Source organism: Capnocytophaga sp. oral taxon 902 (genome assembly GCF_013394735.1).
GTDB lineage: Bacteria > Bacteroidota > Bacteroidia > Flavobacteriales > Flavobacteriaceae > Capnocytophaga > Capnocytophaga ochracea.
Window position 1 is genome coordinate 1490315 of record NZ_CP058261.1, and the last position, 22823, is coordinate 1513137.

General features: G+C 39.2%; 18 protein-coding genes and 4 pseudogenes. 6 read left to right on the forward strand and 16 right to left on the reverse strand.

What is annotated here, in order from left to right; all coding sequences use genetic code 11:
* Nucleotides 1-42: 42 nt before the first annotated feature.
* On the forward strand, nucleotides 43-216 hold the full coding sequence (locus HW278_RS06375; protein ID WP_178976534.1) for a hypothetical protein: 174 nt from the start codon (nucleotides 43-45) through the stop codon (nucleotides 214-216).
* A gap of 747 nt (nucleotides 217-963) precedes the next feature.
* A complete protein-coding gene (locus HW278_RS06380) occupies nucleotides 964-2709 on the forward strand; it encodes a thiamine pyrophosphate-dependent enzyme (RefSeq protein WP_178977303.1) in 1746 nt (581 codons plus the stop codon).
* 242 nt (nucleotides 2710-2951) lie between these two features.
* Here HW278_RS06380 and HW278_RS06385 read toward each other — a convergent pair whose 3' ends face one another.
* A complete protein-coding gene (locus HW278_RS06385; protein ID WP_178977304.1) occupies nucleotides 2952-4202 on the reverse strand; it encodes a hypothetical protein in 1251 nt (416 codons plus the stop codon).
* A gap of 539 nt (nucleotides 4203-4741) precedes the next feature.
* Between HW278_RS06385 and HW278_RS06390 the strand changes: the two genes are divergently transcribed.
* Complete coding sequence (locus HW278_RS06390) at nucleotides 4742-5281, forward strand: hypothetical protein (RefSeq protein WP_178977305.1); 540 nt, start codon at nucleotides 4742-4744, stop codon at nucleotides 5279-5281.
* Nucleotides 5282-5484: 203 nt separating this feature from the next.
* Nucleotides 5485-7173, forward strand: a complete 1689-nt coding sequence (locus tag HW278_RS06395; RefSeq protein WP_178977306.1) for a leucine-rich repeat domain-containing protein — start codon at nucleotides 5485-5487, stop codon at nucleotides 7171-7173.
* Nucleotides 7174-7281: 108 nt separating this feature from the next.
* Here the strand turns inward: HW278_RS06395 and HW278_RS06400 are convergent, their stop codons facing one another.
* Nucleotides 7282-7431: a hypothetical protein gene (locus HW278_RS06400; protein ID WP_178977307.1), complete on the reverse strand. Its 150-nt coding sequence runs from the start codon at nucleotides 7429-7431 to the stop codon at nucleotides 7282-7284.
* Between the two features lie 212 nt (nucleotides 7432-7643).
* On the opposite strand from HW278_RS06400, the pseudogene HW278_RS06405 reads away from it, so the two are divergent.
* Together HW278_RS06405 and HW278_RS06410 are read left to right on the forward strand one after the other, a co-directional pair.
* A pseudogene (locus HW278_RS06405) lies at nucleotides 7644-8206 on the forward strand (hypothetical protein).
* A gap of 132 nt (nucleotides 8207-8338) precedes the next feature.
* Nucleotides 8339-9283: a cation diffusion facilitator family transporter gene (locus HW278_RS06410; protein WP_178977308.1), complete on the forward strand. Its 945-nt coding sequence runs from the start codon at nucleotides 8339-8341 to the stop codon at nucleotides 9281-9283.
* Nucleotides 9284-9333: 50 nt separating this feature from the next.
* On the opposite strand, the gene HW278_RS06415 is transcribed toward HW278_RS06410, so the two are convergent.
* From HW278_RS06415 to HW278_RS06480, 14 genes and pseudogenes are all read right to left on the reverse strand, one after another.
* A complete protein-coding gene (locus tag HW278_RS06415; RefSeq protein ID WP_178977309.1) occupies nucleotides 9334-9945 on the reverse strand; it encodes a DUF502 domain-containing protein in 612 nt (203 codons plus the stop codon).
* 11 nt (nucleotides 9946-9956) lie between these two features.
* Nucleotides 9957-10871, reverse strand: a complete 915-nt coding sequence (locus HW278_RS06420; protein WP_015782198.1) for a glutaminase — start codon at nucleotides 10869-10871, stop codon at nucleotides 9957-9959.
* A 6-nt stretch (nucleotides 10872-10877) separates the two neighbouring features.
* Nucleotides 10878-12173: a gliding motility-associated protein GldE gene (gldE, locus tag HW278_RS06425; protein ID WP_178977989.1), complete on the reverse strand. Its 1296-nt coding sequence runs from the start codon at nucleotides 12171-12173 to the stop codon at nucleotides 10878-10880.
* Between the two features lie 56 nt (nucleotides 12174-12229).
* Nucleotides 12230-12652, reverse strand: coding sequence for a single-stranded DNA-binding protein (locus HW278_RS06430; protein WP_002674608.1), 423 nt, complete (start codon nucleotides 12650-12652; stop codon nucleotides 12230-12232).
* Between the two features lie 62 nt (nucleotides 12653-12714).
* On the reverse strand, nucleotides 12715-13734 hold the full coding sequence (gene mutY / locus HW278_RS06435) for an A/G-specific adenine glycosylase (protein ID WP_178977310.1): 1020 nt from the start codon (nucleotides 13732-13734) through the stop codon (nucleotides 12715-12717).
* A 16-nt stretch (nucleotides 13735-13750) separates the two neighbouring features.
* On the reverse strand, nucleotides 13751-14068 hold the full coding sequence (locus HW278_RS06440) for a heavy metal-binding domain-containing protein (RefSeq protein ID WP_178977311.1): 318 nt from the start codon (nucleotides 14066-14068) through the stop codon (nucleotides 13751-13753).
* Nucleotides 14065-14163 (reverse strand): annotated as a pseudogene (locus HW278_RS12525) (IS1595 family transposase); the annotation flags it as partial. The gene HW278_RS06440 and the pseudogene HW278_RS12525, both read right to left, overlap by 4 nt.
* Nucleotides 14164-14421: 258 nt before the next feature.
* Nucleotides 14422-14856 carry a DUF417 family protein gene (locus HW278_RS06450; protein ID WP_106096079.1) on the reverse strand — a complete coding sequence of 145 codons (435 nt, stop codon included), beginning with the start codon at nucleotides 14854-14856 and terminating at the stop codon, nucleotides 14422-14424.
* Nucleotides 14857-14943: 87 nt separating this feature from the next.
* Nucleotides 14944-15325, reverse strand: a pseudogene (locus HW278_RS06455) (IS1595 family transposase); the annotation flags it as partial.
* A gap of 23 nt (nucleotides 15326-15348) precedes the next feature.
* Nucleotides 15349-15561, reverse strand: a complete 213-nt coding sequence (gene tatA, locus HW278_RS06460) for a twin-arginine translocase TatA/TatE family subunit (RefSeq protein ID WP_009421490.1) — start codon at nucleotides 15559-15561, stop codon at nucleotides 15349-15351.
* Between the two features lie 132 nt (nucleotides 15562-15693).
* Nucleotides 15694-16683: a DUF4837 family protein gene (locus tag HW278_RS06465; RefSeq protein ID WP_009411523.1), complete on the reverse strand. Its 990-nt coding sequence runs from the start codon at nucleotides 16681-16683 to the stop codon at nucleotides 15694-15696.
* Between the two features lie 495 nt (nucleotides 16684-17178).
* Nucleotides 17179-18771: a DUF5018 domain-containing protein gene (locus tag HW278_RS06470; RefSeq protein ID WP_178977312.1), complete on the reverse strand. Its 1593-nt coding sequence runs from the start codon at nucleotides 18769-18771 to the stop codon at nucleotides 17179-17181.
* A 95-nt stretch (nucleotides 18772-18866) separates the two neighbouring features.
* Nucleotides 18867-21124, reverse strand: a pseudogene (locus HW278_RS06475) (hypothetical protein).
* Nucleotides 21125-21182: 58 nt separating this feature from the next.
* Entirely contained in the window at nucleotides 21183-22571 is a 1389-nt protein-coding gene (locus HW278_RS06480) for a hypothetical protein (protein ID WP_178977313.1), read from the reverse strand.
* Nucleotides 22572-22823 lie beyond the last annotated feature (252 nt).

Here is a 22823-nt window from a genome sequence, read left to right on the forward strand (position 1 = left end):
CTGTCCGAAAAAGTCTCAAAATAGTATTTGCGTCGCTACACTTTGCCAAAGTTAATCGCCCGTCGTGCTACGACTGCCTGTGCGGCTCGCACCTTTGGCAAAGTTAATATAGCCATCTTTGTCTTTGGTTCTCCCCTTTTGAGCCTCTCCGACCCTACCCCGATAGCTTCTTCTTCCCGTCGCTACATTCCCCCTTTGAACGGAAGTCCGCGATAGCGGAGTATGTGATAGGGGGAATGTTATCCCCTAGTGCCCTTCGCTGGTGCGAGCTTGTAGCTCGTACACACTTTACCAAAGTTAATTTCCTGTTATACTACGACCCTACATTACCTTCACTTTTTTTGTCTCTAGATTCCCCTTTTCCGTCGTACTCCCCCCTAGTGCCTATGGACTAAGGCTTATCACCTCTTCCTCTTTCTTTCGCCTCGAAACCCCGTTTTTAACATTTTTAGCGCTGTTGTATTATACTATTAATCAATTTTTTACACACCCTTTCTATACCAATCGTCCAAGATTCGTATAAGCTTCCTATAAGCTCTCTATAAGCTACCCCCACCCTCCTTACACCCTTTTTTCACCAAATTTTCTCTCAGCTCTCTTCCGAAACTCTCCGTTTCCTTCCGAATCCTCCAACCTCCCGTCTGAAAAGTCCGACCCGTCCATTGCCTTTGGTAGTATTATTGATATTTACCTCATTTTCCACCCGCCCGTCGTGCTACGACCGCCTATTGCTTCTCCTGCATTTCACAAAACGTAGCCTTGATTTTGTTTAAAATTTGTTTAATTTCTGGGGCGTAGCCTCATTCCTCTAGCTCGCACCTCATTTTCTCATTTCCTAATTTCCTCATTTTTCTCGCCTGTGCGGCTCGCACCTCATTTCTCTCATTTCTCTCGCCCGTGCGACTCAAAAAAGTATTAATTGGTATTATTTTTGCATACAAAAAAACATTAATAATAAAACATATGAGCAAAAATGTATCCGACCAATTGGTCGAAATGTTAGTACAAGCAGGCGTAAAAAGAGTTTATGCCATTACCGGCGATAGCCTCAACCCTGTGAACGACGCCATCCGTCGCGATGGTCGCCTTGAGTGGATACACGTCCGCCACGAGGAATCAGCGGCTTATGCTGCCTCTATGGACGCCGAACTAAACGGCATAGGCTGTTGTATGGGAAGTTCAGGACCTGGACACGTGCACCTTATCAACGGACTCTACGATGCCAACCGCTCAGGCAACCCTGTGATTGCTATTGCCAGCACCTGCGCCACCCATAAATTCGGTACCCACTGGTTCCAAGAAACCAATCCCTTCTTGCTGTTTCAAGATTGCAGTAAATATGTGTATGTAGCCAATACCCCCAAACAGTTCACCACAATGATGCAACGCGCCATACAAACGGCTATCAACGAGAAAGGCGTGGCGGTGTTGGGACTCCCAGGTGATGTAGCAGGCGCCGACCTCGAAGAAGTGCCTTCCGCTACACAAACCTTCTTAGCAAAACCCGTAGTACGTCCTTCCGATAGTGAACTCGACAAATTATCAGCCGTACTAAACGACACCAAAAACAAGAAAATAGCCCTTTACTGCGGTCACGGTTGTCAGTATGCGGTGAAAGAAGTAGAACAGCTTGCCGAAACCCTTAAAGCGCCTATCGTCGCTTCTTTCCGTGGCAAAATATTCTTCGACCGCACCGATAGCCCTTATATAGCGGGAATGAATGGCTTGCTCGGACACCGTTCAGGTTATGATGCTTGCGCCAAAGCCGATGTGCTCGTAATGCTCGGCACCGATTTCCCTTATGCTGAGTTCTTACCTAAGAAAAACACCATTATCCAAATAGATGAACGCCCCGATATCATTGGTCGTCGTGCCAAAGTAGATTACGGTTTTGCTGGCGATGTGAAGGATACGATTACCGCTTTATTGCCTAAACTCACCCCTCGCACCGACGATAGTTTCCTCAAAGAGATTCACAAAGAGTATTTGGATCTCGAAAAATCATTAGACGATTACACCAAAAAGAAAACAGAAGAGAACCAAATAGACCCCGAATATGCGGCTAAACTCTTAGATAAATACGCCGCCAACGATGCTATTTTCACCGTCGATACGGGTATGAATGTAGTGTGGGCAGCGCGCTTTATCAAAGGTACGGGTAAACGTTATCTCACCGGTTCTTTCAACCACGGTTCTATGGCAAACGCCCTCCCAATGGCAATTGGCGCAGCAGCTTCCTCCAAAGGCAGACAAGTGGTAGCAATGTGTGGCGACGGCGGTCTATCAATGCTCTTGGGCGACTTGGCTACCCTGATGCAATACCAATACCCTGTGAAAATATTTGTGTTCAACAACCGTTCGCTCGCAATGGTAAAACTCGAAATGGAAGTATCCGGCTACCTCGATTGGCAAACCAATATGGTAAACCCACCTTTCGATAAACTCGCCGACCTGATGAACATCAAAGGTTATGAAGTACGCAAAACCGAAGACCTCGAAGCCACCGTAAAAGCAGCTTTCGAGCACGACGGACCTACTTTGGTGAATATCTACACCAATCGCGATACCTTAGCGATGCCTCCTCATATCACTTTTGAACAGATGAAAGGCTTTGCAACCAACATCATCAAGAAAATAGGTCAAGGTGACTTTGCAGAAGCCAAAGGCAGTATTGCCAACAGTATGAAACACATCAAGGACGTTTTTTAGATTTTAATTTTGATAATAAAAAAGTCGCTAAGCGAGATGCTTAGCGACTTTTTTTCTTGTATTTACTGTGTTACTCTCTTTTCTTCAATTCTTAGCCTTGTACCTAAAACGCACAACCCTTGTCCTAAAAACCTACAACCCTTGCACAAAAATTTGCTTGATAATCAATTATCTTTAGTTACATTATAGGGGCGTTTGCAAAACGCCCCTATAAACAGAATTCTTCAGATAGATTCATTTTTTTATTGGAATAGTTGTATCAAATTTTCTATGACCCCAAAGTTTGTTTGCTTAGCAAGGGTGCGCAATCGCTCTTTTAAGGTCAAACGTTTGCTCAACTCTCCTTTTTTACAGCCCTTCAAATCGATGAGAAGTTGCTGAATTTCTTCATATACCCTCGTTTTCCAATGTGGCTGACGTTTAGAAACAAGCTCAGGAATAGAAGGGTCAAACAAACGCAACATATCCACCGTTTGGGCAGCAAATTGAGTGTCGCGCTCATATACAAAACGCTGCGACATATTTTCTACAGGATCTTTCGTTAGAAAAAGTTCTTCGCTAAAAGTACTATAAATCTCTATTGCAAAATCCACTTTCCCCATCCATATAAGAGCATTACACAGTTTAGAAATGAGGATATCAGGAGTGTTAAATTCCTCATCAAACACGTGTAAGGGTTTGGCGCGTAGGTTGCGATGTAAGGCAGCTTCAGCCACACGAATCGCTTCTTGTTCGTTGTTGTTCAAGTAAGCCAATACTACTTTGGCTATGGTATAGCGCGTTTCAGGGTAATGAAAGAAACTATCAGGATAATCTCGCCATACCGATTCAATGTATTTATCAGCTTCTTTAGTATATTTTTCTACAAGACCTGCTTCACCTTCCCCCCATTTTGTACTGCAAAACACACCATAAGCAAGAAAAGAATTTTGGCATACTCTCAAGTGTTCCAAAGGTTGAGTAGCGAGATAGGTTTCAATGAGGTGTACATAACTCGCTTGTGCCATATAGTCGTAGTATGGGAACCAAGGGTAAAGCGACTGAGTGATTTTTGGGGTGTTTTTATAGCGTTCCAAAAACGAATATGCATAAGGCAAATCGTTCAAAATGATAGGAGCGTAAGCCTCGTGAGTATCACGCAGTTTAGCATCGAAAAAACTCGCGTCCGAGAAAGCAATAGTGTCGTAGAAAGAGTTGATAACCTCGCGCAGTTGTGTAGGGGTAGCAGGGGTTGTGTTGTTGCAAAAGCTCTGCCAGTCGGCAAAACCAATGTAGTTACACAGCAAGTTTAAGCTTGTAGTGCTAAGTTGTTTATCCTTGTCAATTTTTCCAAAGAAGCGGCGCAAGGTTTGGGTAGATAGACGCGTTTTTTCCGATAATTCTTCAAAGTCAGCTATAGAAGTAACCGTTTTTCCAAAGGAGCGGTTTACTTCGTTTTGCAAGCGGTTAATATGTTGTTTATAAGCGTTATCAGTAGCTAAATCATTTGTCATTTTCCACGTCAAGTATTTATAATAGGGGTGCAAATATACACAAAAAACACCAAACTGTATAAAATTGTACAGAAATCTTATACAGAATTGTACAAAATTGGACTTTCATATTTTTTGGAGCGATTATACTTTTGCCTCTGAAAAAAATGAATGTAGGGGAAGCCGAAAACCTGATAGAGTAGGCAGAATAAAAAAATAATAAATATAATGAATTGCGACTGGTGTGGAAAAAAAATTGAATATGCTAAAGAAGTGCGTTCAAGAGGTTTTAAACTATTTAATAACTCAACTTATTGTTCTCGTAAATGTAGAGATGAACATGAAAAATCACAATCACGAGATAAAGATCAAACGAAATCAGGGTCTAAAAAAGGAAGGGGCTCTATTTTTCTTTGGGTGTTTTTCTTTCCATTGATGTTTGCTTGGTGGGTACTCAAAAATATTTTTAAATAGAAGTAATATAAAAGTACAAAAACACAACTATTCCTATCGTAAAAACAAAATCAAATTATTAACAATTAAATAAAATTATAAAAACAATGAAAACAAATATTAAAAAACAAATGAAAGCAGTTTTAGCAATAGCTATGATGATAATGTTATCATTAACTGGAGTATCTTGTCAAAAAGATTCAGATAAACAAGATGGTTTAAAGAAGCCTAACAAGATTGAGTATGATGGAACCTCAAAGGGTAAATCAGAAGATGTTCAACCAGTAGATCCTAATAAAGATGCTTCAATCGATAAAGCTATAAATGAAAAAATTAAAGAGATATTATCAATAATTGGAGATGATTATACTATCTATATTACATATGATAGTAAAGAAGTTCTTACTTTTATGTTTAATAAACAAGAAGGTTTCTTTCAATCTATTAGTTCTAATAAGATGTTAGGTATGCGTAGTATTGATGAAAAATATCCTAATATCTTATGTATTTATAAAACCAAATTTTTACAAAAACAATATATCGATAAGAAACAAATCAATATTTTTGATAAGAATGAAAAATATTCTCAAAAAATTATTGAGGCTTTTTTAAAAATTGATACTAAAAGACCAGTAGAAAAGGACTAATTCATATACATAATATTATAAATACGGTTTTAAAAATCCATTAGTGATAATTATTTAAAATTTAATGTATTTTTTAAATCTCTGTATTAGTTCTAATACCCAATCGAAATCTCTGTGTCCTTGTAACAAGTGTAGAGCTTTACAAACTTTTTCTACATACGCAAGGAAGTAATTACTAACACTCAAATAACTATTTTATTCTAATGAAAAAACTCTTTTTTATCGCAGTAGCAATATTTTCGGCTATTACTTTTAATAGCTGCACTAAAGACCAACAAGAACAACTAATAGCAAAAGTTGCTAAACAAACTCTCAAAGGCAAAGGAGCCCCCGCTCCCGATTTAGGGAAAGTAGGTGATTTTTACTTAGATGAAACTACTACCGAACTCTATGGGCCTAAAACTAAAGAGGGTTGGGGAAAACCTATAAGTTTAAAAGCTTTTAAAGGTGAAAAAGGAGAAAAAGGAGAGCCTGGAAAAAATGGCTCAAAAATTCTTACAGGTGAAGGTATACCTTCTGATGACTTAGGTGATGAAGGCGATTGGTTTTTAGACACTACCACTAAAAAACTATACGGACCTAAAACGTCCAAAGGTTGGGGTAATGCTAAAGGTAGTTTGTCTGAAACTACAAATAACAATACTTCAAATATATCACCTTACGATTATCAATTGAGTGGAAGGAAATTAGTAAAATGGTTCAATAAAGAAACTACTCACATAGATATGAAATCAGACCCTATCCTTAGTAAGGTTACTATAATTGGTAAGGAAGCTTTTGCTACTGATCAGTGGAATCAAATCAACGATCCTTATAATTTAACTTCTATAGAACTTCCTGATAATTTGGAAAAAATAGAAGAAAATGCTTTTAGAGGTACAAAAATTACTTCAATAAAAATACCTAAAAAAGTAAAATATATTGAATATAATGCTTTTATCAATAGCGAATTAGAAAATATCACAATTGAGAATGGAGTTAAGTATGTATATTTTGACAATATACAGAATTTGAAATCTATTACACTCCCTCAAAGTGCCATAGAGGTAGAATTGACGAGTTGTCCTAACTTAACTTCTGTAGTATTGCCTCAAGGGCTGAAATATTTAGATCTTTCTGGCACAGGTATTACTTCTGTTAATCTTCCTGAGGGAATAGAATATTTAGATCTTTCAGAAACTAAAATAACATCTGTGATATTTCCTAAGAATATGAAAGTAGTATATGCGGGTACTTTTTTTGGCTGTAAAATGTTAAATAATATTACACTTCATAATAAAGTAACAAGTATTTGTAATGACGCTTTTAATAGTTGTACAGCTTTAACTAATATAACACTCCCTAATAGTATTTCTGAAATAGGAGATCGGGCTTTTGCTAAAAGTGGTATTGTTTCAATTAGTATACCTAATAATACCCGTAAACTAGGAGAGGATGTATATCATTTATTTTCTAAAGATCCTAATAATCCCTATGATATAGCAAGAGTAATGCCTGGAAATCAAGAATATGGAGTGTTTTTAGGGTGTAATAAATTGTCTTCAGTGAATTTACCTATAGGAATTAATAAAATCCCTATGGGAATGTTTAGTAACTGTCCTCAATTAAAAACACTTACTTTACCAAGTAGTATAGAGATTATCGAGAAGGGAGCTTTTACAACAGAAGATTACAACAGAGGTTTGCTTACTTCAAAAAATGGGTTAGAAAGTATTACTATAGAAAGCGTAAATCCACCACAAATTATTACCCCTTCAAGAGATAAAGGATTTTATAATAATAGCGCTACTATTTTTGATAGTAATGTTTCTGTAATCTATGTCCCCGCAGGTAGTGTAGAAACCTATAAAAAAGCTTTTCCTAAATTTGCAAGTAAAATTCAAGCTAAGTAATTACTAACACTCAAATAACTATTTTATTCCAATGAAAAAACTCTTTTTATTTTGATGTCTCTAAAGACGAGATAATCAAACAAAAAACACCGTTGTGCATTTACCCGCTCAGCGGTGGTTTTTTATTGCCTTACCTTTCTTAATGAGCAAATTTCCTAATTTCCTCATTCTCTCATTTTCCTCCCGCTCATTCCCCTTGGTGGTATTATTGGCATTTCTGGCATTATTGGCATTTACCTCATTTTCTAATTTCCTCATTTTCTTCAATTCTTAGCCTTGTACCTAAAACGCACAACCCTTGTCCTAAAAACCTACAATCCTTGAATAAGAATTTGCCCATAAAAAATTATCACCAGAATTTTGCACCGTAAAAACTTGATAAGGAGAAAAGCCCAAAGACAAAAGGTAAATATAAAGTCGACGCCTTCCATCTTTTAGTTCTTGACCTCTTATCTAAAAAATCAATTGTTATGGCAAAAAGTAGAAATAATGTAGTAACCGAAGGATTGAGCGGTATGTTAGCTCGCCAAATCGTATTCCGCCAACGCGCAGGACAAACCATCGTAGGGAAAGCCCCCGTTCGCTCTCAGAAAGCAAGCCAAGCACAACAGCTACATCAGCAAAGGTTTGCTCGAGCAGCTTTCTATGCTAAAAGCGCTTTGCAAAACAGTGCACTTAAGCAAAGCTATGCCGAGGAAGCTAAAAAGCGTCCAGGTACCACCCCTATAATATGGCAATTGCCGATTATCTTAAAGCTCCTGTGATTGACGCGGTAGATACCTCAAACTATACAGGTTCCGTTACCGGAGAAAAGATTGTCGTACAAGTGTCCGACACTTTTAAAGTAACAGGCGTGAAAGTGAAAATCACCGACCACGATGCTACACTTGTAGAAGAGGGGAATGCCACCTTCCAAGAAGGTAAGTGGGTGTATACCACCACTGTGGTAAACGCTTCTCTTACCGGCGATAAGGTAATAGTAACAGCCACCGACCGTCCTGCCAATGTTACCACAAAGGAATTTATCCTTTAAAGCGAGTAACAACAAGAAAGGTAAAGCCAGTTTTACTGGCTTTACCTTTTATCTTTTACTTTATAATCACCCTTATTACAAAATAATTTGTACCTTTGCATCGCTTGTTGCCTTTTACCTAAAAAAATTATTATGGAACATTCACACCACGGTCACGACCATCATCACCACGGTCACGACCACCATCATCACACCGTAACTGACCTCAGTACTCTCAATCGTGCCTTCTACATAGGCATTGGGTTGAATTTGCTCTACACAATTATTGAGTTTGTAGTAGGCTTTCGCGTCGATTCCTTAGCACTTATCTCCGATGCAAGTCATAATTTAAGCGATGTTGCCAGTTTAGTGATTTCACTTATCGGTATGAAACTCACCCATCGCACCGCTACTCAGCTCTATACCTATGGCTACAAAAAAGCATCTATTCTTGCATCGCTCATCAATGCGGTACTACTGATGTACATTGTGATAAAAATCTTTATCGAAGCCTTCGAGCGTCTTGCTAATCCGCCCGAAATGGTCGGTTCAGCAATTATGCTTACAGCTTTTATAGGAGTAATAATCAATGCAGTTTCAGCATTCTTATTCTACAAAGGACAGAAGACAGATATCAATGTCAAAGGGGCTTTTCTGCACCTAATGCTCGATGCTTTGGTATCGGTAGGGGTAATTATCTCAGGGGCAATTGTATATTTTACCGGTTGGAACTTAGCCGACCCTATCAGTAGTTTTATGGTAGGTATCGTGATTCTGTTCTCCACTTGGGGATTACTTAAAGAAAGTGTAAAACTCATTTTAGATGGAGTGCCTCACGACATCGATAAGGAGCATATACAGCACCTCATAGAACAGCACCCAATGATAGAGAGTGTACATCACTTGCATATTTGGGCGCTCAGTAGCTCACAGAATGCTCTTACGGCTCATATTGTACTAAAAGAGTGTATTACGCTTAAAGAATTTATGAATATTAAAGCCGAGTTAAAGCACAAGCTTTCACACGAAGGGATTACCCACAGCACTTTTGAAATAGACACCGATAATTGCCACTGCGAAGAAGAAAAATGTAATTAATACCACAATGTTAATAGCCTAAACGAAGAATAAACTACTATATAAAATCACTATTTATTACCAGTATTATTGGCATTATTGGCATTATTGGTATTAGAAAGGATTCCGCCACTAAGGGCAAACTCCATCGCTTTTTGGGAAGAGAAACCTTCAGCAGGCTTTATGTTATCTTTAGAAGTAACAATCACCCAACCAGAAATAGCATACGAATGCGGAAGATAAACACTTACCATTTCGCTGAGTTCAGCAAAATCCATAGAAGGTTGGGTAAGGAACCCAATGCGCCATATTTCGGGCGTTTCATTCACTTTTACCCATACCGGATTAGTAAGCTTGCGTTTATCACCTACAAAAGAAGCTAAAATATCTTTAATAGAAGAATAAATAACCTTTACACCGGGAATATGAGCTACTAAATAATCTAATAGTCCCACGAACAGTTTCCCTAAAATCAGTCGACTACCAATAAAACCAATAATAGCAGTACCAAGTAAAACCAAAGCAAAAACTAACCCTGGGTAAGCCTTTGAGATATCAGGCACAAGGTTATCTACACTCTTGAAAATCGACCAAATAATCCAGATGGTAGCACTCAGCGGACCTATGATAAGTATCCCCTGAAAAAAGTATTTGATAAAGGTACTGAAATAATTCTTTGACATATATTTTATTACTAAAAAATAGAAGTATGTGTTTGTGCGGTAAACTCTTCTAAGAACTTCATTCCTCTATACGAATTCCCTTTGTTATTAAGTTTCGGACTCCATACCGCAATGCTATATTGATTAGGCAAAAGAGCTACAATGCCGCCTCCTACACCGCTTTTACCTGGTAGTCCCACCTTAAAAGCAAACTCCCCCGACTCATCATAGAAACCGCACGTTTGCATCAAAGCGTTTACCCGTTTAGTACAAGTTTCAGTAAGGATTTGAACTCTATCGTGCATACGGATACCATCGTTGGCAAGAAACGAGAAGATATATGCCATCGATTTGCAAGTAAGCTCTAATGAACAGAGCTTGAAGTAGAAATTGAGTACCTCAATAGGGTCATTCTCTATGTTCCCTAATGATTTGATATAATAACATAAGGCAAAATTGCGATATCCTACTGATTTCTCCGATTCGGCTACTAATATAGAGTAATTAATACTATCATCATTAGCTAATTCTCTTACAAAAGTTAAGAAATCGGCTTGAGCATCTTCCAAGATAGAGAGGAGAATATCACAAACTACAATAGCCCCTGAATTGATAAGAGGGTTACGTGGAATACCGTTATCGGCTTCTAACTGTATTAATGAGTTGAATGAAGTGCCCGAAGGTTCTACATCTACACGTCGCCATAGTTGGTCGCCTATAATACTATACGCCAACGAAAGCGCTAATACCTTAGAAATACTCTGTGCTGAAAACTTTTCATCGCAATCACCAATTCCATACGATTGTTTGTTGAGGCTATAAAAATATACCCCAAACTTATCGGGGTTCACTTGTGCCAATTCTGGGATATAAGTAGGAACTTTACCTAAATTATCAGCAGATAAAACAGATTGATATATAGTGTCAATTATTTTAGAATATTTCATATGTATTTATTGTGGATTGTTCGTTCTAATGATTTTGATTTGCTTGATGCGTTTCTTGTCAAAAGCCTCTACAATGAATTTATAGTTGCCAAAGAGGATAGGTGTTCCTTTCTGAGGGAAGTTGCCCGAAATCTCTAAGAGAAAGCCTGCAAGCGTTTCGGCATCACCGCGATTTTCATCAAATAGAGCCTCTTCTTCATCAGTAAATTCAAGAATACGATAGAAGTCCTTCAAAACCGTTTTTCCTTCAAAAATAAAGACATTATCATTGATTTTGAAGTGTGTTACATCTTCATCGTCAAACTCATCGTTGATATTTCCCACAATTTCTTCTATGATATCCTCTAAGGTAATCACTCCACAAGTACCACCGTACTCATCTACTACAACAGCGAGGTGTATCTTCTTCTCTTGAAACTCGCTCAACAAATCGTCTAATTTCTTGTTTTCGGGAACGAAGAAAGCATTGCGTTTCACACTATTCCAGTCGAAATCAGTTTTGTCTAAATGTGGCAATAGATCTTTGATGTAAATTACCCCTGTGATATGGTCTAAATTCTCGTGGTATACGGGAATGCGTGAATAGCCTATCGCCACGATTTCGTTTAGCAACTCCTGATATGAGAGCTCTTCGCTGAGAGCAAAGATATCTACACGGGGTACCATTACTTCGCGGGTTTCAGTATTACCAAAAGAGACAATACCCTCTAATATCTTCTTTTCCTCGTTGGTGGTATCTTCTTCGGAGGCAAGTTCTAAGGCTTGAGAGAGTTGTCCTACTGAAATATTGCTTTTCTGTTTGCCCAATTTCTTTTGTATCCATACGGTAAAGTTTTTCATCGGCATACTGATGGGCGTAAAGAAGGTGTCGAGGAAATAGATGAAGTAAGCTATGCGCCGTGAAAATAAAATATTGTTGCGATTAGCGTAGATTTTAGGCAGAATTTCACCGCAGAGCAAAAGCACAAAGGTAACCAGACCTACATCGAGTACTGCCCGCACCCAAGGAGTTTTAATTCCTCCGAAGAGGAAGTCGCCTAAATCGGCGAAGAGGAGTACGATAGTGATGTTTGCCAAATTATTGGCAATAAGTACCGTTGCCAATAGCTTTTTAGGATTCTCTGCGAGCTTGGCTATAATATTGCCGGTAGGCGTTTTTTCTTCTTTGAGTGTTTCAATCTCAGCAGGAGTAAGCGAAAAGAGAGCTACCTCGGCTCCTGAGATAAGAGCAGAGCAGAATAATAATAGTATAAACACTGCAAATTGAATAACGATACCCACGTCAATGCTTAAGAAAGGCATTAATGAGAGTACCGACAAAGGTTCTGTTTCCAAAATATTATTATTTCGTTACACATTTAGAAAGGAGGCTCCGTGCTTACGGGCGGTTCAGGAGCCTTAGGTTCAGCTGTTTTAAGAGCTGGTTTAGGTTGCCCATCACGTTTAGGATTTGGTAGGAAAGTTACATCGGAAGCGTGGATTTCAGTTGTTTGGCGCATCACGCCGTCTTCCGTTTGCCATTTACGTGTTTTGATGCGCCCTTCGACATAGATAAGATCGCCTTTGTGAGTGTATTTCTCTACGAGTTCTGCCAGCTTGTTGCGTACGATAACAGTATGCCATTCGGTACTGCTAATGCGCTCGTTGGTAGCGCGATTGGTATACTCATCATCAGTGGCTAAGGGGAACTGACCAATGCAGTTACCTTCGCTGAAATAGGTAAGCTTCACAACATCTCCCATACGACCTATGAGAATAACTTTATTTAAAGTTCCGTTCATTGATATATAAATATAAAGTTGATAATCTAAATATTCTCCAAAAGTACGACAAAATTTTAAAACTACCAAAATTTGGTAATGAAATTTGCAGTGAGAGCTGATACGGGATAGCTGTGTATATTGGCGATAAGTATGCTATTATCAAGGAGTTCGGTGGTGGTAACTATCCAAAAAGAAGTATAAATATGCTGGTGGGTGAGTTTGTGGATTACAGGCATTTCGTTGTACAAGCTCACGGTAGCAGAGGGTAAGATAGAGGCTATTTCTTCGGCGGTAGCAGGAGCGTGAGTTTCGAGTAGTGGAAACTCATAGAGCCCGTGCCAGATATCTTTGCCTTTGCGCTTTTGCAAAAGGGTTTGTCCGTAAGGATTGAGCCATACGAGATAGTTGAAATAGCGTTTTTTAATAGTGATTTTCTTGATTTTTACGGGTAGGACGTCTACTTGCTGATGATGAAAAGCCCAACAGTGGTCACGTAATACACAATTTGCACAATCGGGACTCTGAGGAGTGCACTGCAAGGCACCGAACTCCATTAGGGCTTGGTTATAAGTGCCGGGGTTGTGCTTATCTAAACATTCGTAAGCTAATGCTTTGAACTCTTTGGCACCTTGCGGGCTGTTAATAGGTGTTGCAATACCAAAAAGACGAGAGAGCACACGGTATACATTACCATCGACTACGGCACAAGGTTCGTTATAACAAAAGGAAGCTATAGCACTTGCTGTATAATCGCCTATACCTTTGAGTTTTACAAGTTCTTTATAGGTTTTGGGGAAGACACCTCCTAATTCAGTAGCGATATATTGCGCTGTGTGGTGTAGATTCTTAGCGCGCGAGTAATAGCCTAAGCCCTGCCATAGTTTGAGCACTTCTTCTTCGGGGGCATTGGCTAAATCGGTGATGGTAGGGTACCGACTGATAAAACGCTGGTAGTAAGGCAGACCTTGCACTACGCGCGTTTGCTGTAAAATCACTTCGGAGAGCCACACCTTATAGGGATTAGCGGTGCCACGCCAAGGCAAAGACCTTTGCGCAACTTTATACCAAGAAGTTAGTTTGTTGATGAGCCAATTTGTCAATTTGTCAATTTGCTAATTAGATAACTACGGCAGTGCCGCTAACAGTAACCATTAGCATACCGTCGTTAGCGCCTACGGTTTCATAATCGAGGTCGATACCAACGATCGCATTAGCGCCTTTTTGGGCAGCGCGTTGTTGGAGTTCAGCAAGGGCAGAATCTTTAGCTTCGATAAGGACTTTTTCGTAGGTAGAGGAGCGTCCGCCAAAGAAGTCGGTAAGTCCAGCCATAAAATCTTTAATAGCATTTGCTCCGATGATAGTTTCACCGGTAACGATACCTAAATACTGTTTGATAGGTTGTCCTTCGATAGTGGGGGTTGTTGTTAAAATCATAGTGTTAAATTGTTAAAGATAGTACCTTTATTTTGTGAGCGATTAATTCTAAAACTGTATTCCGCTAAATATCGGTCTATATTAAATTCTGATACTCAAGAATACATACCTCGTATCTAAGACTTTTCTTGGTGTATTTCCTTTCTCTTTTCCTCCTATGGTAAATTCATCAACCTAAACGCTATCATTCAATTTGTGCAATTCATTGGATTTTATAGCTTCACGGACTTTTTGCATAAAATAGTGTTCCTGCAGTAGGACTTTCTGTATCAAATCCATAAAAATCTTTTCTGACTTAATATTTTTATGACTACATTTGCTACAGCAATATCCTTCTTTCCATTTTAAAAAAGCTACTTAGGCTTGTTCATACTTATCATTCCAAAGCCTAACATAGGAATATCTTTTAAAATAAAGAAATCAGTAACGGGAACTCCTTCTATATAGTAATAGGTTTTAGCAGAAGTAAAAAGAAAACTCAAAGTAATAAGAAAAGTAATTGTACAACCTACAAAGGCTAATTTACGCACTATGGGAGAGAATATCCCTATTATCAGTGCTACTGCTATAGCTATCTCTATTACGCCTATGAGATTGGAAACTCCTTGCAAACTTAGAATTTTATAAAGCCATGATAGCAGGAAACTTTGTTCTACCAAGGATTTAATTCCCTCTGCCTCAGCATGTGTAAACTTGAATGCGCCTATCCAAAGTAGAATAGTTGCCACTCCAAAAAGACTGATGTAATACCCTATTTTGTAACATAGGGAGATACTACTATTTTTCATTTCTTGCGATTTATTATATTGCAAAGTTACGATTTTTTTAAGTAAAAAAATTACTGAGGTGTGCCTATTAGTTAGATACTAATACTAAGGAATTTGAGTTATATGAAAGTCTTCTATAGGTTTATATCCTTTCCATTGGTCAGTAGTAACTTGTGCTGTTTTCCTTCCTCTTTTTCCTCCTATGGTAAATTCATCAACCTACACTCTATCATTCATTTTGTGCAATTCACTGGATTTCATAGCTTCACAAACTTTTTGCATAAAATAGTGTTCCTGCAGTAGGACTTTCTGTATCAAATCCATAAAAATCTTTTCTGACTTGATATTTTTTATGACCACATTTGCGACAGCAATATCCATCTTCCCATTTTGAAGAAGCTAAATATTCTTCGCAATCTAAGTCAGTTTTAAAGCGTTCAGTAAACTCTAAGAGGTTTTGTCCATTAAATAATCCCCATAATGCATTAATTTTCAGAGTGCAAATATATGAAATTATTTTGACATCTCAATTTCTGATTTCTCGGTATTTTCTTTTTTCTTGTCGGTATCGTTATTCTCTTTGGTAGCATCTTTGAACTCGCGAATACCTGTGCCCAGACCGCGCATTAATTCAGGAATTTTCTTGCCTCCAAAGAGCAATAATATAAGGGCTACAATGATGACTACTTGCCAGGGGCCTACTACCCCTAAAAATATACTTAGCATAGTTATTAGATTTTAGTTGTTAGTTATTAGTGAATTAGGTATGTCGGAATTGTCAAACTTAACGGACGATTCTGAACAAAGAAATAATAATAGTGCAAAATTACAAAACTTTTTTGAATTGGCAATCTTTTTCTAACGACTAAATTCTATTGACTTGATAATCGCTTCGAGTTCAAAGAGCATATCGCGTTTAGCAACGCCTGGGGCATATAAAAAACCTTCGGCTACTACCAGGCGGTTATGGGCTTTGTCTTCAATAATATAATTGATATAAGGACCTCCAAGGGCGAAATCTTTTACTTCCCACAAGCCTTTGCTTTCAATGGTTTTACGTCCTTTTATTTTCATTTCGCTGATGCTGGGAGCCAAATAGGTTTCGGTAACCATATACATACCTTCTTTGGGTCCTGGAATATATTTTTTGCCTATGGAATCGCGCATCTTTACGATGGTTTTAGCGCGCCCTTCTTCATCGGCAGGGATACTTCCCAAAGGCATTTCGTAAAGAATAATACTTGCTCTCCCGCCTTTGATAGGGCGTTCTATCCAGAAGAAATTGTCGCCGTATTTTCTCACCTGGTACACGGCGGGCATCACGAATTTGAAGCCTAAGGTTTGTTCTACTTGTTTGTCTTTGCTAAGGGCATTGTTAAAACGATGACGTGTTTCTTTCAGGTCGTTGTTCTTGAACGCAAGGATAAACTGGTCGTGAAATTCTTCGACTTTACAGGCTATATCGCGCACTTGTTTGCCTTGTACTTCGCATACCACTTGCGGTTTGGCGTATACATCGTCGCTGATAGTTGCTTCGTTTTTATTACCGCGATGCACAATGAGCACATTGCGACTGTTACGGGTGTTGCCTTCAAATACTTGAGGGGGCACTTGATGTAACGAAAAGATGGGTTCTTCGGTAGGTAGTCCATCGATAGGGGCGGCGAAGTAACGGCGAATGGTATCGCCTACGGCGCCTTCCCAGAGGTCGTTATCGATGACCACGGCGAGGGTGTTGATTTGCCCTACTGAAGAGGGGAGGTAAGTTTCTCCGTTTTTATTGTTACTATTGTTACAACCCAATAGGAGCAAGGAGCAGGCGATGCTTGCAAATAGAAAGCGTTTCATAAAAATAACTGATTATTTCTTTATAAGAAAAAATACAGCTAAAATCGTTCCAAAATCACTTTTTTGGTAAAAAATATTGTTAGATTAGCAATAAGGCCATAGGCCACAGGCAATAGGGGGAGAAGCGACGGGAAGGGGGAAATTAGGTGCGAGCCGCACGGGCTGTTAAATTAGGAAATTAGGAAATGAGGAAATGGGGTGTGAGGTTGTATTAGAGGAATGAGGCTGTGCCTCAGAAATTAAACAAATTTTAAACAAAATCAAGGCTGCGCCTTGTGAAATGCGGGAGAAGCGACGGGCGGTTGTAGCACGACGGGCGAGGAAAATGAGGAAATGAGGAAATTAGTAAATTAGAAAATGATAGAATGAGGTAAATGCCAAAAATACCAGAAATGCCAATAGTGCCAAACAATCAACTTTGCCAAAGGGTCGTAGCACGACAGGCTATTAACCCCTTGGCAAAGTCTTTTTATTTTCTGTTAAGCTATACGACTTTTAATTCTCTTTTATCAAAGAAAACTCTACTTTGTATTCTTTGCCGTTTTCTTCGATGAGTACATAGCCTTTGGGTAGGTTGTTTGCTAAGTATTCATAATCATTATCTGGTAGTGCAGATAAACTTCTTACTGAGATAGGGAAGTAAGCCAATTTTTCTATTCTCAACTTAGGGAACACTATGGCTTTTACTTTAGCATTGCCTATTTCTTCGGTGAAAGTAACAAACACTTGCTTAGCTAACCAACCAGCATTTTTATCATAAATCGTAGCATCTCTAACTTTCAAGCGTGAGGTGGGAGCAGGAGCTACTTTTTGAACGGTAATCTCTTGGCTAAAAACCTCTGATTTCTTTTTTATTTGTGAAGAGAAGACTACTTTATAAGTACCTGAAGGCACATCGTCTCCTATTATAAAAGTAGCCTCAGTAGGTGTTTTATGATTAGCAAAAAGCGTTGCTTTTTCTTCTCCATTTTGCATCAATAGTAAAGAGCAAGATTTGTAATCATCATTATCATCCATACTGCTATAGGCAAAGTTTTCTCCTGTTATGGTTAATTTATCACCTGTTTTTAGGAAAGTCTTCGAAAGTGATTTGATTACTGGGGCATAGGTAGGCACTATGTTTATCGCTTGTCCGTCGCTGTTTACAAAAGGAAGTATTTGCTCTTTAGCACCCCCTTTTACTACAAACTTAAAGTCATTACCTCCGCTGAAAGCTCCAGTAGGAGTATTGAACATCTTAAATTCGAGGTTATAACCTGAGATATCTTTTACAGTAAGCGGGTAATCTTGTCCGTTTCTGCGCAAGTAATAAGTGTATTTCTTTAAAGCTTCGGCGTTAGCATATATCAGTGTTTTAAAAGTTTGCACATCGGTGGTTGCTAAAGAGGTAACAGACTTTCCACTCATAGGGAAATTATCTAAAACCTGCATTACTATTTCACTACTATCTAAGGTAAAAACACCACTTTCCACTTCTTCTTTGTCGAAGGTTGCTTTAAAGCGATATTGACCGTTTTTATAAGTTGCGGGCAATACCACATATACACGTCTTTCTTTTTTGTCTATCTTTTGCACTTTGAGGTCGTAAGAGAGAGCGCTTCTGTATTTAAGGAGCTTTACTTTTATTTGCTCTTTTTTGACGGGTAATGTATTTACCTCGAAGAAAATCACCTCGCCTCCTGCTTTGTTTACCGTATATTCATTAGGAACGTGCCCAATTTCTATTGGGACTTGCGGTTGTTCGGTTTTTTCGGTGGTAACCAGTACTTTGTAGGTTTTAGTACTTTTGTTTTCGGCGGTTACAGTGTAGGTTACTTCCTTAGAGAAGTTTTGAGCTACCCCTGTATTGGGGCTTACGGTAGCGCCCTTAGAAACCGTGATGGTAGGAGTAAGGGTGGTGACATCGGTGTCTTCAGGTAATTGGGCGGTGATAGTGGTATTGCTGATAGTACCACTATAAGTGTTACCCTCTACGGTAAAGACAAACGAAAGAATGTCTTTTTCAGCGCTCAGTGGGAGCGTTTCATCATTGTCTTTCTTGCACGCAAAAGCGATGAGCAAGATGCATAAAACGTACAATTTTTTCATTGTAGATAAATTTTTTTGAATTGCTTGCTATTAGAAAGTGCAAAGATAAGACGTAATTAGCAAATGAGCAAATAAGGGAATGAGAAAATGAGGCACTACATCTCTCCTCGTTTCATCTTTTCGAGATTAGCTTTTACCTCTTGGCGTTGGGACTCAAATTCATCATTAGTTTTTGAAAGGAGTTTTACGGCTTTTTCTTCGAGCTTAATAGCTTCTTGTTTTTCACCGCGTATGTACAAGAGGTGAGCGAGGGTATCTAAGTAATAAGGATTTTCGGGTTCTAACTGTACTGCCGAGCTTGCCCACTGATAGGGTTCTGCTAATTTAGCAGGGTCGTTTTTATGTTCTTCGTACACTTTCCAAGCGATGTTATTGGCGCGGTTAGCAAAGCGCATTTTGTAATACTTCCAGCTGTTTTCTTCATCGCTTTCGGAAAAAGCCTTATCGAGTGCTACAATGAGGTTACTATCTCTCTTCAATAGGCTTTTATAGTATTCGCCGAAATAAGCACTGGCTTCTTCTACGTTGTTTTCATAGAGAAAATCGATGTAATCATCAGCGGTAAGTACGTTCTTTTTGACACCTTCGATATAAACGGCTTTTACAGGTTCAAAAAGAGTTTTGTCATTAAATACAAGACGGTCGAGAAGAGTACTGAAGTGTCCATAGTTTGCTTCTATTACGCCTTTCTCTAAGCGTTGTTGATAGTCTGTATTGTCATCGTTTTTAGGAATGAGTTTTTCGTTATGTGCTTTAATTTCCTCGCTGAACTTCACCAAATAAGCGATTGCATCTACATCAGCAAGAGAAGCAGGCTTTTCGGCATTGAAAATTCGGTAATAATAATCGCTATCATTGCTATTAAGAGCGAGCAAGAAAGCATATGCGGAATCGAGTTTGCTATCGTTTTTATGAGCGTTTATGATGCGCTGCCACTGGGTAGTTACTTGCTCAGGGGTAATTTGCATTTGGTAGATGCCTTTGGGGTTTTTGAAATCGGAGAAGTAATCTTCTTGCTCTTGCGCTATATAGTCGAAGGCTTCTTCCTCATTAGCATCGCCTGTTTTTTGCACGGGACGATTTTTAGCTAACAAATACACACGCTGGCTGTCCTTTTTGAGGAAAGTGGTAAAAATAGCTTGTAGGTCTTTTACAGAGAGTTTAGGGTTACCCAAAGCTTTGTCGAGCGCACGAGCCATTGCTATTGTACCGAACTGCTGTCCGTAAGTATCACTTGTTACTATTTCGTCATTGGCAACCTCTTCGATAGTAGAGGGCTGATTGTAGAGCAGATTACCGGCTACGTCAAGCACAGCCATTTGGTTACCTGTAGGTACGCCTTTGGCTTTGAGGGTTTTCATATCTTTGGTAGTAGCCAAATAGAGTTCATACGGATAGCCATTGCTACCGCCTTCTTCTTTATATTTGGCAAAAAGGGCAGCGAATTGTTGTTGAGCCTCTTTGTTATCGGGTTGTTGGAAGACTATTACCAAACGGCTATATTTATCGGCTGAAGCAAGGGCAGTTTTCAAGTTCTTGGGTAGTGAAATATCTGCTTGGTTTTTCTGCTTAGCTCTTTTTTCAGGATTATATTCGGGGATATCCTGTTCTTCCTCAAAAGCGATGAGATATTTCCAATTCTTTACATTTTCCTTATTGCTACGGGCTACTTTTGCTGGATTAGGAGTGCTTGCCTTGTTACTGAACAGAATTGCGTTATCGGAATCGCCTTCGGTAAGAGAAATTGTTCCTTTATCGGGGTTGTAAGTGCCTTTTAAATTAAGCATATTATTGGTTCCTAAAAATTCTACTTCCACGGCATTGGTTGTCTTTCCGATAGGATATTTCTCAATAATTACTTCTTTGGATTTATTGTTGAAAGCTACTGAATGGGCATTCACTAAGTAAAGGTTTTCAGTACGTGGCACTTCAAAACTTTCTAATACGTAATAACCAACTCCATTGCTGTCTTTTGTTTTTTCTACATTTTCTAATGACGTGATTTTGTTATGTACACACACATATTCCACTTCACCTTTGTTGTTTTCGTAGCCTACATATAAGAAATGTGGGTCGCCAAAGAGTCCCGTTCCTATTTTAAAGGTAATTTGCAACTGAGAGCTATTGCTCTGTTTCTTCTCAACCAAAAAAGACGACGCATCGGAAGAGAACTCTATTTTTTGTCCTTTAAGGTATAGTTGCCCGAAGCGCCTACCAATTCGTAAGTGTTGTTATTACCTATCCTAAGCTCCAAAGCATTGCCAAGAGAGCTGGCTTTGTAAGAGCCAGCAGGAATAGGGTTTTGGGCTATAAGAGATAGCGGAAATAGTGCTAATAGGGGAAGTGCTTTCATTTGAATAAAAAATTAAAAGTTAAAAAGCTGAGACTTGTGTAGCAAAAAGTGAGCCAGATCATTCAGTATACTTTTTGATAAGGCGAATCATTAAGTCGCTGAGTTTTTCGACTTGATACTCCCCTACACTGGGTTCTAAATGGGCGTTACCTATACCGCTGTCGTCGGTGATAAAGACATAGGTACCATTGGTATATATTGCCATAAAACGCATTAAGAACTCGGTGGGCTTATCGATACCACTGGCTACGATAGGAATGAGTTTGATACCTTTCTCGGCAGCGGTTTTAACTGATGCTTGTACGCTTTTGAGTATCTTATCTTCGTGATGTGGAGGAGCATCGAGTACTAAAAAGGCAATACGTGTGCGTGCCTCGTTGTCCCATTGGAGTTTGTTGAGCTGGTTGAGGGCTGAGTGTACTGCTTCGGGGAAGTCGCCTCCACCATCAGCTTTTTGGTTATTAATAAACTGAATGGTTTTATTGATATCCTTAGTAAAATCAGAATGTTTGACTACATACTCATCGCCTTCGTCGCGATAAAAGACCGTAGCTGTACTTATTTTGAGGTTTTTATTTCCTTCTTCTACCTTACTGATTACGTTCTTCAAGTCCATTTTTAGGAACTCTAACTCATCACTCATTGAGCCCGTAGCATCTACCATAAAGGCAATTTGTACTTCGTTTGATGCTTTTTTTACTTCATTTTTAAGCGCAATACGGTTAAGTGTGCTTTCGCTAATTGCTTTTTCTGTGTTCACCCATTGGTCGTTTACTTTTAGGCGCAAATGCTCGGTGTTAAGCTCTTTTTCTTTTTGGAAGGCACTCACCCATAGTTCAGCTTTACCCGTGTTATCGGTTTTAGCTGTCCATAGCAGGGTATTGTTGCGATAGAGCGCAACGGTAACATTCACAGCAGGCTTACCATTAGCGGTTACAAGTACCGCTATACGGTGATTGGTGTACATTTGCCAATGTTCGGGGAAAGAAGCAAATTCATTTTTATTGAGCGTTTTTTGGTAGAAATCCCAACTATTGAGGTCGTTCCACTCGCCGGCAGTTACCAAGCCGGACTGAGGTTGGGGGTCGCTTTCGGGACGATGTTTGCGGTGCTTAGGTTCAGTGCGTTTCGCTGGTTTGCTGGTTGCTACATCTTTTGCTACCGACATTTTAGCTGACATCGTACTTTCGTCACTTCTGCTAACATCGCCTGTTATTTTAGAAGATTTTCTCTTAGCGCTCTTTTCGCCGTAGCCAACTACGGCTATCTCGGCTAATTCGCCACTACTTTCTTCTCGGTTTTCTTCTCGGTAATCGGTGGCAGAGCTTTCATATGGGTATTCGGTGGTACTGCTTCCACGATCAACGGGTTTATAAGCGTTTCGGTTGCCACAAGCTCCTATGAGTAGGGCGAGGCATAACAATAAAAAATAAGATATGTTTTTCATTTTGGGATATAGTTTTTGTGTTTCTAAGAGAAAGTATACGAAAATAGTGCCAAATTAGTGCAATGATGCCGGAAATGTGGATAAAAAAGATTATTGTGCTAGTATAAAGTCCCCGAACCCCCGAAGGGGGACAAGCCACAAATAGGGTTACTTGGTTGAAAAGAAACATTCTCTTGTTACATACTCCGCTATCGCGGACTTCCGTTCAAAGGGGGAATGTAGTGACGGTGTGAGGTTGTAGCACGACAAGCG